The organism is Variovorax sp. AB1(2024) (assembly GCF_037482385.2).
Taxonomy (GTDB): domain Bacteria; phylum Pseudomonadota; class Gammaproteobacteria; order Burkholderiales; family Burkholderiaceae_C; genus Variovorax.
The window spans coordinates 2,767,583-2,779,242 of sequence record NZ_JBBHKP020000001.1 but is presented as its reverse complement, the minus strand read 5'-3'; the positions used below and the strand labels follow the sequence as shown (position 1 = coordinate 2,779,242).

General features: G+C 68.3%; 13 protein-coding genes. 5 read left to right on the top strand and 8 right to left on the bottom strand.

Going from position 1 to position 11,660, the window contains the following annotated elements; genetic code table 11:
• Positions 1–13 precede the first annotated feature (13 nt).
• Complete coding sequence (locus WIX39_RS12860; protein WP_081268011.1) at positions 14–571, bottom strand: OmpA family protein; 558 nt, start codon at positions 569–571, stop codon at positions 14–16.
• Between the two features lie 135 nt (positions 572–706).
• On the opposite strand from WIX39_RS12860, the gene WIX39_RS12855 reads away from it, so the two are divergent.
• Both WIX39_RS12855 and WIX39_RS12850 read left to right on the top strand, forming a co-directional pair.
• A complete protein-coding gene (locus WIX39_RS12855) occupies positions 707–1,402 on the top strand; it encodes a gamma-glutamylcyclotransferase (RefSeq protein ID WP_409195136.1) in 696 nt (231 codons plus the stop codon).
• Positions 1,399–1,935, top strand: coding sequence for a superoxide dismutase family protein (locus WIX39_RS12850; RefSeq protein WP_081268009.1), 537 nt, complete (start codon positions 1,399–1,401; stop codon positions 1,933–1,935). Before WIX39_RS12855 ends, WIX39_RS12850 begins: the two co-directional genes overlap by 4 nt.
• On the opposite strand, the gene WIX39_RS12845 is transcribed toward WIX39_RS12850, so the two are convergent.
• Positions 1,925–2,503 (bottom strand): nucleotidyltransferase family protein, encoded by a 579-nt coding sequence (locus WIX39_RS12845; RefSeq protein WP_409195135.1) that lies wholly within the window; start codon positions 2,501–2,503, stop codon positions 1,925–1,927. The genes WIX39_RS12850 and WIX39_RS12845 overlap by 11 nt on opposite strands.
• 29 nt (positions 2,504–2,532) lie before the next feature.
• Between WIX39_RS12845 and pdxH the strand changes: the two genes are divergently transcribed.
• Positions 2,533–3,186 (top strand): pyridoxamine 5'-phosphate oxidase, encoded by a 654-nt coding sequence (gene pdxH, locus WIX39_RS12840; RefSeq protein WP_409195134.1) that lies wholly within the window; start codon positions 2,533–2,535, stop codon positions 3,184–3,186.
• Positions 3,187–3,207: 21 nt separating this feature from the next.
• Here the strand turns inward: pdxH and WIX39_RS12835 are convergent, their stop codons facing one another.
• From WIX39_RS12835 to msrA, 6 genes are all read right to left on the bottom strand, one after another.
• A complete protein-coding gene (locus tag WIX39_RS12835; protein WP_081268007.1) occupies positions 3,208–4,158 on the bottom strand; it encodes an AEC family transporter in 951 nt (316 codons plus the stop codon).
• A 150-nt stretch (positions 4,159–4,308) separates the two neighbouring features.
• Complete coding sequence (locus WIX39_RS12830) at positions 4,309–6,402, bottom strand: TonB-dependent receptor (protein ID WP_409195133.1); 2,094 nt, start codon at positions 6,400–6,402, stop codon at positions 4,309–4,311.
• Between the two features lie 82 nt (positions 6,403–6,484).
• On the bottom strand, positions 6,485–6,871 hold the full coding sequence (locus tag WIX39_RS12825; protein WP_409195132.1) for a hypothetical protein: 387 nt from the start codon (positions 6,869–6,871) through the stop codon (positions 6,485–6,487).
• Positions 6,872–6,887: 16 nt separating this feature from the next.
• Positions 6,888–9,062 carry a TonB-dependent receptor gene (locus WIX39_RS12820; protein WP_409195131.1) on the bottom strand — a complete coding sequence of 725 codons (2,175 nt, stop codon included), beginning with the start codon at positions 9,060–9,062 and terminating at the stop codon, positions 6,888–6,890.
• Between the two features lie 80 nt (positions 9,063–9,142).
• The gene (locus WIX39_RS12815) at positions 9,143–9,538 is read right to left on the bottom strand and encodes a hypothetical protein (protein ID WP_409195130.1); all 396 of its coding nucleotides are present in this window, start codon (positions 9,536–9,538) and stop codon (positions 9,143–9,145) included.
• A gap of 22 nt (positions 9,539–9,560) precedes the next feature.
• Positions 9,561–10,112: a peptide-methionine (S)-S-oxide reductase MsrA gene (gene msrA, locus WIX39_RS12810; protein WP_409195129.1), complete on the bottom strand. Its 552-nt coding sequence runs from the start codon at positions 10,110–10,112 to the stop codon at positions 9,561–9,563.
• A 102-nt stretch (positions 10,113–10,214) separates the two neighbouring features.
• Here msrA and WIX39_RS12805 point away from each other — a divergent pair, with 102 nt between their 5' ends.
• Together WIX39_RS12805 and WIX39_RS12800 are read left to right on the top strand one after the other, a co-directional pair.
• Positions 10,215–10,892 (top strand): TetR/AcrR family transcriptional regulator, encoded by a 678-nt coding sequence (locus WIX39_RS12805; protein WP_409195128.1) that lies wholly within the window; start codon positions 10,215–10,217, stop codon positions 10,890–10,892.
• Between the two features lie 89 nt (positions 10,893–10,981).
• Positions 10,982–11,659: a protein-L-isoaspartate O-methyltransferase family protein gene (locus WIX39_RS12800; RefSeq protein ID WP_081268001.1), complete on the top strand. Its 678-nt coding sequence runs from the start codon at positions 10,982–10,984 to the stop codon at positions 11,657–11,659.
• The last annotated feature ends 1 nt before the right edge of the window (position 11,660 follow it).

The window sequence follows — 11,660 nt, the reverse complement described above, 5'->3', positions numbered from 1 at the left end:
GGTGGCAAGGCGGTCAGTCGACCAGCTTGACTTCGACGCGGCGCGCTTCCGCGTTGTTGCCGGTACCGGCGGTGACTTCGGGCTTGTGCAGGTCGACCTTGGCGGCCGGAACGCCCAGGCCCACGAGCACGTCGCGCACCATTTCGGCCCGCTTCCTGGCGAGCTGTTCGTTGATGGCAGCGTCGCCGGTGGTGTCGTGGAAGCCGGAGATCACCGCCTTGCGGCCGCTTTCCACGCCCTTGATGACCGCGGCCAGCGCCTCGGCGGCGCCGGGCGCCAGGTCGGCGCTGCCGGTTGCGAAGTAGAAGTTCACCACACCGTTGACCACGCGGATGCTGGCGCCGTCGGGGATCGTGACCGTCACCGTCTCGGTCACTTCGGCCAGCTTGGGCTCCGCGCCGGGCGCGGGCGCCGAGATCACCACCGCCGGCGGCTTGGCGGCGGCCAGCGCGGCGGCCGGGCTGTGCGACTTGTGCCAGAGCACGATGCCGATCACGAAGAAGATCACGAGAGCGATCAACGCCATCAGGAAGCCGAGGATGAAATTTTGCTGGCTGTCGTCGTCGCTCATTGCGGGTCTTGCTCCGTAGGAAAGGGGACGGTAAATAATGGTGCGGTGAACCATGATCACGAAATTGTAGGCTCCGGCCCCGGCACGCCCGTGTCGGACCCGGCGCCAAATCCCGGTCCGCCGGGACTCGACCCCATGCCCAAGCCCCTGCGCGACCCGCAACCGATGCTCGAACGCGCCATCGCCGACTGGGGCGGGCATGAGGATCTGTGGCTGTTCGGCTACGGCTCGCTGATCTGGCGGCCCGAGTTCGACTTCATCGAGCGGCGCCCGGCCTGGGTGCGCGGCTGGCACCGGGCGCTGAAGATGTGGAGCCGGGTCAACCGCGGCAGCGTGCAGGTGCCCGGCCTCGTGTTCGGCCTGCTCTCGGGCGGCAGCGTGCGGGGCATGGTGTTCCGGGTGCCGAAGGCCGAAGGGCTCGATACCTTGCGACGGCTCTGGCTGCGCGAAATGCCGACCGGCGTGTACGACCCCAAGTGGCTGCGCTGCGGCACGGCCGAAGGCCCGGTGCGGGCGCTGGCGTTCACGCTGTCGCGGCGCAGCCCCAATTTCACGGGCGAACTCAGCGACGACCACTACCGCCACATCTTCGCCAACGCGGTGGGCCGCTACGGCACTTCGCTCGACTACGCCCAGCAGACGCTGGCGGAACTGCGCCGCCACGCCATCCACGACGCGGCGCTGGCCCGGCTGGTGGCGCTGGCCTCGGCGCAAGAGCAGCAAGAGCAGTCCGCCGCCGATTGCGGCGCGCCGCAGCCTCCGGTATATGTTCCAGGGTCTGCAGACAAACCCTCCCACCCCTCTTCCGGACCGTCCAAGGAAAACACATGAACCATCGTCGTCTCTCCGCCATTGCCGCCGCCCTGGCCGCCAGCGCCGTACTCGCCGCCTGCGGCAGCATGGGCGGCAAGCCCAGCACGGTCGTGGAGCTGGTGCCGACCGGCGCGATCACGCCCAACCCGACCCGCGGCACGGTGACCTTCACCGCGCTGGACCACGGCGTGCGCGTGTCGGGCGAGGTGCGCGGCTTGGTGCCGGGCAGTGAGCACGGCTTCCACATCCACGAAAAGGGCGACTGCGGCAACAACGGCGATGCCTCCGGCGGCCACTTCAACCCCACAGGCGCCACGCACGGCAAGTTCGCCGCGCCGGGCAGCCATGCCGGCGAACTGCCGAGCCTGGTGGCCGACGCCGGCGGCGTGGCGCGCTTCAGCGTGGAAGACCACTCGATCTCGCTGACCGACGGCACCCCCAACAACGTGATCGGCCGCGCGCTCGTCGTTCACCGCGACCGCGACGACTTCACGACCCAGCCTTCGGGCAATTCCGGTCCGCGCATCGCCTGCGCAGTGATCACGCGCTGAGCCTGCCCGGCCCGGCGAGCCAGAGCGCCTCGGCGTGCGCCAGGGCCTCTGGCGTGTCGATGTCGGTCACCACGCCGATGTCGTGCACCGGCAGGTCGAGCACCGAATCCGCCGCGCGCATCGCGCGCAGAACGGGCGATGCGCCAAGGGGCCCTTCCAGCGCCGCGAGCTGCGCATGGCAGGCGGCCCCGAAGCCGACCGGGTGGCCGCGCTCTCCGCGGTATTGCGGCTGCACCGCCCCCACGCCGGTGCCCAGCGCGGCCGCCACAGCCCGCAGCGTTTCGGCCCGCACCAGCGGCAGGTCGCCCGGCAGGATCAGCCAGCCGGCGGCATCGGGCGTGGCCCGCACCGCCGCCGCGATCGAATCGCCCATGCCGGGGTGCCCGGCATCTTCCAGGTGCCACGGCAGTCCGCTGGCGCACACCGCGTCCAGCGTGCGGGCCAGCACCGGCTTGCCGGCCAGCGGCGCCTGAAGCTTGGAGCCCGTGCCGCCGGCCGCGATGAAGCGTTCGCCGCGGCCCGAGGCCAGCACGATCACCACCGGGGAATTCGCCTTGTTGGTCGTCATGGGCGGAGTATGTGCGCAACAATCCTGTCATGACTTCCCCTCTTTCCAATGACGCGCTGGCCGCGCTGCGCAAGAGCTACGAGCGCGCCGAACTCGGCGAGGCCCACAGCGAAGGCGATCCGCTGAAGCAGTTCGAACGCTGGCTCACCGAGGCCATCGACGCGCAGGTGCCCGAGCCCAACGCGATGACGCTGTGCACCGTGGGCAGCGACCTGCGGCCGTCGAGCCGCATCGTGCTCATCAAGGGCTGCGACGCGCGCGGCATCGTCTGGTACACCAACTACGAGAGCCGCAAGGGCCGAGAGCTGTCGGGCAATCCGTATGCGTCGCTGCAGTTCCATTGGGTCGAACTGGAGCGCGTGGTGCGCATCGAGGGCCGCGTCGAGAAGGCCGGCGCCGACGAGAGCGACGCCTACTTCGCCAGCCGCCCGCTCGATTCGCGCATCGGCGCCTGGGCCAGCCCGCAGAGCGAGGTGATCAGCGGACGCGACGTGCTGGTGAAGAACGCGGCCCTGTTCGCCGCCAGGCACCTGCTATCGCCGCCGCGCCCGCCGCATTGGGGCGGCTACCGGCTGGTCCCTGATCGCTGGGAGTTCTGGCAGGGCCGCAAGAGCCGGTTGCACGACCGGCTGCGCTACCGGCTCGAAGGCGCGGACTGGGTGCGCGAGCGTCTCGCGCCCTGAGCCGCATCGCCAGGCCTTGCTTCAGGGCAGCCACTGCACCCAGACCATCACCAGCGTCAGCGTGCCGAGGGCCAGCACCGTCGACACCGCGACGCTGGCCGTCACCAGGTCTTCGGCGGTGCGATAGCGCTGCGAGAACAGGAACACGTTGGCGCCGATCGGCAGCGCCGCGGCCACCACCATCACCGTGAGCGGAATGCCGCGCACACCCAGCGCCCAGCCGATGGCGGCCACCAGCAGCGGGTGCAGCAGGTTCTTCACCAGCGCCTGCGTCAGCGCGCCGCGCCAGTGCCGCCCGATGGGCGTGAGCGCAAGCGTGATGCCCACCATCACCAGCGCCACCGGTCCGAAGGCCTGCCCCAGCAGCTGGATCGGCTTGTCGATGACCTCGGGCATCACGAGCCCGGTCTGCGCGAACAGCAGCCCGGCCAGGATCGGCAGCGGCACCGGATGGATGATGGCGTTGCGCAGCGCGCGCAGCACGGTGCGCGCCATCGAATGTTTCTGCGCGCCGCCGTCGGCCGCGTGCTCGCGCGCCACCGCCAGCTCCAGCACCACCGTGGCGCTGGTCAGCAGCACCAGCGAGTGCAACGAAATGAGGGTGAGCAGCACCACCATGCCGTCTTCGCCGTAGGCCAGGCCGATCAGCGCGATGCCGATCATCACGGTGTTGCTGTAGGTGTTGGCGAGCGCTATCACGGCCGCCGTGCGATTGAAGCCGCGCAGCGCCATCGTGCCCGCGAACAGCAGGCCCGAGGCGATGAAGTACGCCGCCACCGGCTTGAGGCTCAGCTGCTCGACGTGCACCGTGCTCATCGCACGGAACAGCAGCGCGGGCGCGAGCAGCAGGAAGATGAGGTTCGACAGGTCCTTCACCGCATTGCCGCCGATCCAGCGGCGCCTTCCGGCAAGGTACCCCGCGGCGATGAGCAGGACGACGGGAAGAAGCGAGGAGATGACGAACGAATTCACCCGGCGAGGATAGCCGAGCGTTTTTGCTCCTTCCCCCTCCGGGGGAAGGCTGGGATGGGGGCAGGCGGCGCTTGTACGAACCACGGCTTCATCCCAAGCCGCTAGCCCCCACCCCTGCCCTCCCCCAGAGGGGGAGGGAGCGAGGCAGGGTCAGAACGTCACGCGCAGCCCGACCTTCAGCGTCCGCCCCGGCAGCGGGGCATTCGGGTACACCGTGGTCGTGAGGATCGATGTCGGGCTGTAGGCGAGCTTGTTGGTGATGTTGTCCACGCGCGCATACCAGGTGAGGTTCGCGCGCTGCACCTTCATGCGGTACGTGATGGCCGCGTTCCACAGCGTGTACGCATCGGTCTCGCGCGCGCCCACGTTGGGCACCCGGTGCTGCGCGGCGTTGTAGTCGAAGCCCAGTCGCGCGGTCCACGGGCCGTTGCCGTAGGCCAGCGTGGCGCCCAGGCGCAGCGGCGCGATGCGCGGCAGCGGCTCGCCGGTGTCGAGGTTCTTCGCGCGCACGATGTCGCCGCGCCACTCCAGGTCGAGCGTGCCGGCGTCGGCCATGCGTGCGAAGCCGTCGGCGCCCAGCAAGCGCAGGTTGCCGTTGGCCTCGATGCCGGTGAAGCGCGCGCGCACGCCGCCGTAGAGGTATTCGGCGAGCGTGTCGGGCGTGCCGGGCTCGGCCACGTTGCCTTCCGAGTCCAGCTCGCGGCCCGAGGCGGTCAGGCCGATGTAGTTGCGAAAGCGCGTGACATAGGCGTTCACGCGGGCCGTGTTGGGGCCGTCTTTCCACTGCGCGCCTAGGTCGAAGCCGGTCGACTTTTCCTTCTTGAGCGTCGGGTCGCCCACTTCCCATGCAGCCGTGGCCACGTGCGGGCCGTTGGCCAGCAGCTCGTAGTCCTTGGGCGCGCGCTCGGTGTAGGCGATGTTCGAGGTCAGTTGCCACTGCGGCGCGAGGTTGACCAGGGCACCGAACGCGGCGCTGTGCGGGTTGAAGGTGCGCTCGCCGACGGCGAAGCGCGTCACGCTCGGGTCTTCCGGGTAGCCGAGCGAACGCACGCGGACCCGCTCGGTGCGCGCGCCGAAGCTCAGGCGGCCCCACGAGGTGCCGTATTCCTCGTGCAGGAACAGCGCGGTCGAACGCGTGCGGCTGTGCGGCGCGAAGGCTTCCTCGCCGTCGGCTGCGAAACGGTTGGTCTCGCTGCTGAAGCCGACCAGGCCCTCGAAGTTGCCGATCTTCCGGTGGCGCGCCTCCAGGCGCAGGTCGTTGCTCACGTTGGAGAATGCGGTGCCCGGCTCGCGGCCCTCGAACTCGGTGTGGCGGTAGTTGGTATGGCTCAGCTTCGCGTGGATGCTGCTGATGAAGCCGCCCGGACGCCACTCGCCTTCCAGCGCCTGGCGGTCGGACTTCATGCCGATGGTCACGTCGTCCTCGGCCACGGTGCCGTAGGTGCTGCGGTAGGTGCTGACCGACGCGCCGACCCAGCCCTGGTCGAAGAACACCGTGCCGCCGAACGCGCCGCCGTGCGCCTGGTTGGCGGAGTTGCAGATCCTGCGCGCCATCCACGGCGAGCCCGGCTTGCTGCACTCAAGGGTGATGGGCACCGACACGTCTTTCGAGTCGCGGTTGAAGGCATCGACGTGCACCGCGATGCGGTCGTTGCCGCCCTCGAGCAGCACGCCGCCGCTCTTTTCCTTGTTGCCGGTGGCATAGCCCAGGTCGGCACGGCCGCCGAAGCCGTTGATGGGCTCGGACGGAATGCGGTTGTCGATCACGTTGACCACGCCGCCGACGGCGCTGCCGCCGTACTGCAGCGCCGAAGGGCCGCGCAGCACCTCGATGCGCTCGGTGACCAGCGCATCGACCGGCACCGCGTGGTCGTAGCTCAGCGCAGAGGCGTCGGGCGCGCCGCCGCCGTTCTGCAGGATGCGGATGCGGTCGCCGTCCTGCCCGCGGATGCTGGGCCGGCTCGCGTTGGGGCCGAAGTAGCTGCTGCTCACGCCCGGCAGGTTGTTCAGCGTTTCGCCGAGGGTCGATTCGGAGCGCAGCAGCAGCTTGTCGCCCGACAGCGAAGTCGTCGGCGCGATGAGGTCGCTGGCGCCGAGCGGATTGCCGGTGACGGTCACTTCGCGAAGGCTCGCGTCATCGGCGGTGGAAGGCGCAGGCGCGGTCTGCGCGTTGGCCGCACCCGCCAGCGCGGCGAGCGAAAGAACGGCAGCGCCGATGGCGTTGCGACGGAAATTGGGGATCATGAAAAACACTCGTTGAAATCAAGGGGCGACCGGCCGCCACCCGCGCGAGGCAGGTGGAGGCAGCGTCGGAACACGTGAGAAATCAGCGAGCGAAGGGTGGACCGCGTGCATCGAACAGCACGATCCAGCGGGCGATGGCTTCGCCCTGCAGGTAGGCGAAGGTGGCCGACGGCAGCACCATCGGCAACACCACCAGCGGCACGCCGGGCATGCTGAAGCCGTGCGACAGACGGTCGTACAGACGGCACTCGGCGTCGGTCTTGTCGCCGAACAGCGCATGGATCCAGCCATGCCGCTGCGCCGGCTCGTGCCTTGCCGAGGGCTCGGCCGCGACGGTCGCAGCCGCCACGGTCCACGCGCGGTCGCCCGGCACGTGGAGCGTGGCATGCACGAGGCCGAGCGTAGCCGTCACCCACACTGCGAAGAGCAGCATGAGTGCGACGGTGCGCGACAGCCTCGGGTTCATCATGCGTGCCAAGCCTGCATCAGAAGTGCGTGGTCATGCTCACGTACAGGCTGCGCCGCGTGCCGTACTGCGGCGCACCCACGCCCACGCCGGTGCCGTCGCGCAGCAGGTAGCTCTTGTCGAACAGGTTCAGGATGGCGATGCGCCCGACGATGTCGCCGCCCGACGGCTCCTTCCAGGTGTGCGAGTAGGCGGCGTTGACCACGGCGTAGTGCGGCAGCGCCGCGCTGTTGGGCGCGCCGCCGTCGGGCGTGCGGCGCAGGCCGCTGCCGAAGATCAGGTCGCCGCTGACCTGGTTGTCGCCGAAGCGGTAAGCCGCCCCGCCCGATAGCGTGTAGGTCTGGTCGTGGTCCAGGTACACGTAGTGGTTGGCGATGTAGCTCAGCTCGTCGGCGCCGAACAGCGACTGGCTCGACACGATGTTCTTGCCCATCGCCTTCTGGTAGGCGAAGTTGGCGTAGGCCGACCAGTGGTCGTCGTTGTAGCGCGCCGACAGCTCCAGCCCGCGCGCGAAGCCCTTGGCGTAGTTGAACGGCGACAGGATCAGCGCCTGGCCGAACTGGCCTTCGTCCAGCAGGTTGGAGATGTTCTTGTAGTACACGTCGGCCGACAGCGACAGGTTGTCGTTCACCTTGTGGTCGAGGCCCAGGTCGAAGTAGTGGGTGCGCTCGGCCTTCACCGGGTCGGAATTGGCGATCTCGGGCTGGTTGGTGGTGCCGGCGTAGAGGTTGATGCTCTGCTGCGAAGCCAGCTCCTGCGGCGGTGGCGTGAAGTAGCGCGCATAGCCCGCGTGCAGCGCCGTGTCCTCCGAGAGCTTGTACGCCAGGTTCAGCCGCGGGCTCCACTGGTGCTCCCTGGTGAACGCGTCGACGCTGTCGTAGCGCAGGCCGTAGTTGAAGGTCAGCCGGGGGTCGATGCGCCATTCGTCCTGCACATACAGGCTGGCGAGCTGGCCGACCTTGCCGGAGTTGTCGTTGATGAGCACCGGCGTGTTGCCGGCCTGCGCGCCGCTGTCGTCGACCGGGAACACGTTCACCGCATTGATGCTGCGCGTGCTCTGGCGCGTGTAGGCGCCGCCGAAGCGCAGCGTGTGGGCGTCGTTCAGCTTGTACGACGCATCGGCCTGCAGGCCGTTCGACGAGTTGGAACGCAGGGTGTCCGACGCCACGCCGTTGTAGATCAGGTCGCCCACGGCGTCGGGCAGGTAGTGCAGGTTCGAGTACTGGTGGAAGGCCGAGATCTGGAAATCCAGCGCGCCCACGGTCTTCTGGTAGGACAGCGCGACGAAGCGCGTGGCCTCGGTCTGGCGCTCGCGCACGTCGGAAGACGGCAGGCCGTTGTAGCCCGTGCCCAGGTCGCTGTAGCCGGCCAGCGAGAAGGCCGGTGTCTGGTTCGGGTTGGTCGGGATCTGGAACTTGCCGTTGTAGGTGCCGAACATCAGGCCCAGGCGGGTGTCGGCGTCGAGGTAGTAGCTCAGGTTGCCGAAGGTCTTGCCCTGCCGCGTGCGGTCGTTCTGTGCGTTGAGCGTGGGCTGCGGGTTCTCGATGCCGTTGGTGTTGGACACCAGGCTGCCCGACAGGTAGTAGCTCAGGTTGCCGGTGGTGCCGTAGACGGACCCGCTTTCTTCCAGCGTGTTGTGGCTGCCGAAGGTGAAGCCGAGCGAGCCGCCGGGCTTGCCGAAGCCCTGCTTCGTCTGGATGTCGACCACGCCGGCGGTGCGCAGGCCGTACTGCGCCGGCAAGGCGCCGGTCAGGAAGTTGACCGAGTCGATGTAGCGCGTGTCCAGCGACTGGCCGAAGCCCGAGATGCCCTCGGGCAACTGCACGCCGTTGACGCGGTACTGCACGTTGCCGTGGTCGTCGCGCACGTGCAGCGAGCCGGAGGCCTTGGAGTCCTTGGCCACGCCGGGCAGGGTGAGCAGCACGTCGTCCAGCGGCGTGGCGTCGCCCTTGCCGAGCGCGTCGATGGCCGCGCGGTCGATGCGATAGACGGTCGCGCCGACCTCGGGCGAGAGCTCCATGCGCGCTTTCTTGAGGCGCTCGGACTGGATCTCCACGGTGGACAGCGTTCCCTCGGCGCTGCTGGGCGCGACGGTGGTCGTGGTGGTGGTGCTCGCGTCCTGGGCGAAGGCCGACCAGGACAGCAGGGAAAGAACGGCAATGCCAACGGCACTGCGACGGAAATTGGGAATCATGAATGGGCACTCGTTGAATCGATGAACGATCCGCAGCCGCCCGCTCGATGCGGGCAGCTACGGCCGGAACACGGAGGGATTCAGCGAGTGGAAGGCGGACCGCGCGCGTCGAACAGCGCGATCCAGCGGGCGATGGCCTCGCCCTGCAGGTAGGCGAAGGTGGCCGAGGGCAACAGTATCGGCAGCACCACCAGCGGCACGCTGGGCGCCGTGGAGCCGTGCTCCAGCTGGTCGTACAGCCGGCACTCGGCATCGGTGTGCTCGCCGAACAGGCTGCCCAACCCATGGGCCGCATGCTTGTGCACGCCGCTCTGCGATGCCTGCTGCACCTGCACCGCCGCCGCGCCCTGCGAGAGGCCCGGCACGTGCAGCGACCGGTGCATGACCCCGAGCGTGCCCGCGATCCACAACGCGAACGCCAGCGCGACGATCAACGCGCGCGACGAACGGGAGGGCGACTGGCGGGCGATGTGCACGGGTCGGGGGCCGATCAGGCGATCAGGCCTTCAGGCGCGAAGCGAAGGTCTTCTGGAACTTCTCGACCTTCGGGCCCACGACGAACGCGCAGTAGCCCTGGTTCGGGTTGTTCAGGAAGTAGTCTTGGTGGTAGGCCTCGGCCGTCGAGTAGTTGTCGAGCTTCGCGACTTCGGTGACGACCGGCGAGCGGTAGGTCTTGCTGGCCTCGATTTCGCGGATGACCTCTTCGGCCACCTGCTTCTGCGCGTCGTCGGTGTAGTAGATGCCGCTGCGGTACTGGGTGCCGACGTCGTTGCCCTGGCGGTTGAGCGTGGTCGGGTCATGCACCACGAAGAAGATCTCGAGGATCTCGCGCAGGCTGATCTGGGCCGGGTCGAATTCGAGCTTCACCACCTCGGCATGGCCGGTGCGCCCGGTGCAGACCTGCTCGTAGGTCGGCTTGACGACCTGGCCGTTGCAATAGCCCGACTCCACGTCGAGCACGCCCTGCACCCGGTCGAACACCGCCTCGGTGCACCAGAAGCAGCCGCCACCGAGCACGATGGTTTCTGTGGGCGACGATGAAGAGGTCATTGCACTGCTCCGGAAGGTTGGAAAAAGACGAACCCGATATTGTCGCGGCTTGACGTGACAGATGCCGCTCACTACATTACTAACCCGCGAGTCATTAAAATCATGCCCACGCCCCGATCCTTTGTCGACAAGATCTGTCCGGTCCGCGCCAAGCGCGAACGCCGGAAAGAAGCGCGCCCCGGCGAATTGCTGGCAGCCGCGCTCGACCTGTTCGTGGAAAAGGGCTTCGCCGCCACCCGCTCAGAAGAAGTGGCGGCAAGGGCCGGTGTTTCCAAGGGCACCCTCTTCCTGTACTTCCCGAGCAAGGAAGAGCTGTTCAAGGCCGTGGTCATGGAGAGCCTGGGCGGCCGATTCAATGAGTGGAACGCCGAATTCGAGGCGTTCGAGGGCACCTCGGCCGAAATGCTGCGCTACTGCATGAACGTGTGGTGGGAACGCGTCGGCATGACCAAGGCCTCGGGCCTGACCAAGCTGATGATGTGCGAGGGCTCCAACTTCCCCGAGCTCGCGGAGTTCTACCGCCGCGAGGTGGTGCGCCCCGGCCACGACCTGCTGCGGCGCATCCTGCAGCGCGGCATCGACCGCGGCGAGTTCGCCAAGGTCGACATCGACCACGCGATCTACTCGGTGGTCGCACCCATGGTCTTCCTCATGCTCTGGAAGCATTCGGCCATGGTCTGCGTCGACGGCGCCGCGACGCTCGACCCCGAGAAATACCTCGCGACGCAGGCCGAAACCGTGCTTTACGGCCTCACCGTTCGCCCCGGAGACAAGGCATGAAGCATCTCGCAAGGCCGACCGGGCCGCGGGTGTCATCGGCGCCACCTAAAATTGAAGGTTTGTCCTGAGCCCACTAGGAAAGCCACGCCATGAACCCCACCCCCACCCTCGAGCGCTTGCGCTTCAACATGATCGAACAGCAGATCCGCCCCTGGGATGTGCTGGAGACCGACATCCTCGAACTGCTGGCTGAAATCCACCGCGAGGACTATGTGCCCGACGAGCACCGCACCCTGTCGTTCTTCGACATGGAACTGCCGCTGCTGGACGGCTCCGTGCCCGGCGAGATCATGCTGTCGCCCAAGGTCGAGGCCCGCACGCTGCAGGACCTGCACATCCAGAAGCACGAATCCGTGCTCGAGATCGGCACCGGCTCCGGCTTCATGGCCGCCCTGCTCGGCGCCCGCGCCGCCCAAGTGCTGTCGCTCGAAATCAACCCCGTGCTGGCCGCCCGCGCCGCCGAGACGCTGCGCCGCAACGGCGTGACCAACGTCGAGGTGCGCCACGCCGACGGCTCCGTTCCCCTGGCCAGCGGCCCGAGCTTCGACGTGATCGTGCTCAGCGGCTCGGTCGCGCGCATTCCGCAGAACCTGCTGGGTTCGCTGAAGGTCGGCGGCCGCCTCTCGGCCATCGTGGGCGACGAACCCATGATGCGCGCCCACTTCGTCACGCGCACCAGCGAAAGCAAGTGGGACACCATCCAGCCCTGGGACACCGTGGCCCCGCGCCTGCTGAACTTCCCCGAGCCCTCGCGCTTCTCGTTCTGAG

What these genes read in the sequence shown, in the direction of transcription:
- WIX39_RS12805 (WP_409195128.1), top strand. Translation starts at nt 10,215, where the DNA reads ATGCCCACGCCCCGATCCTTTGTCGACAAGATCTGTCCGGTCCGCGCC.
- WIX39_RS12845 (WP_409195135.1), bottom strand. Translation starts at nt 2,503, where the DNA reads ATGACGACCAACAAGGCGAATTCCCCGGTGGTGATCGTGCTGGCCTCG.
- WIX39_RS12825 (WP_409195132.1), bottom strand. Translation starts at nt 6,871, where the DNA reads ATGATGAACCCGAGGCTGTCGCGCACCGTCGCACTCATGCTGCTCTTC.
- pdxH (WP_409195134.1), top strand. Translation starts at nt 2,533, where the DNA reads ATGACTTCCCCTCTTTCCAATGACGCGCTGGCCGCGCTGCGCAAGAGC.
- WIX39_RS12830 (WP_409195133.1), bottom strand. Translation starts at nt 6,402, where the DNA reads ATGATCCCCAATTTCCGTCGCAACGCCATCGGCGCTGCCGTTCTTTCG.
- WIX39_RS12850 (WP_081268009.1), top strand. Translation starts at nt 1,399, where the DNA reads ATGAACCATCGTCGTCTCTCCGCCATTGCCGCCGCCCTGGCCGCCAGC.
- WIX39_RS12855 (WP_409195136.1), top strand. Translation starts at nt 707, where the DNA reads ATGCCCAAGCCCCTGCGCGACCCGCAACCGATGCTCGAACGCGCCATC.
- WIX39_RS12860 (WP_081268011.1), bottom strand. Translation starts at nt 571, where the DNA reads ATGAGCGACGACGACAGCCAGCAAAATTTCATCCTCGGCTTCCTGATG.
- WIX39_RS12820 (WP_409195131.1), bottom strand. Translation starts at nt 9,062, where the DNA reads ATGATTCCCAATTTCCGTCGCAGTGCCGTTGGCATTGCCGTTCTTTCC.
- msrA (WP_409195129.1), bottom strand. Translation starts at nt 10,112, where the DNA reads ATGACCTCTTCATCGTCGCCCACAGAAACCATCGTGCTCGGTGGCGGC.
- WIX39_RS12800 (WP_081268001.1), top strand. Translation starts at nt 10,982, where the DNA reads ATGAACCCCACCCCCACCCTCGAGCGCTTGCGCTTCAACATGATCGAA.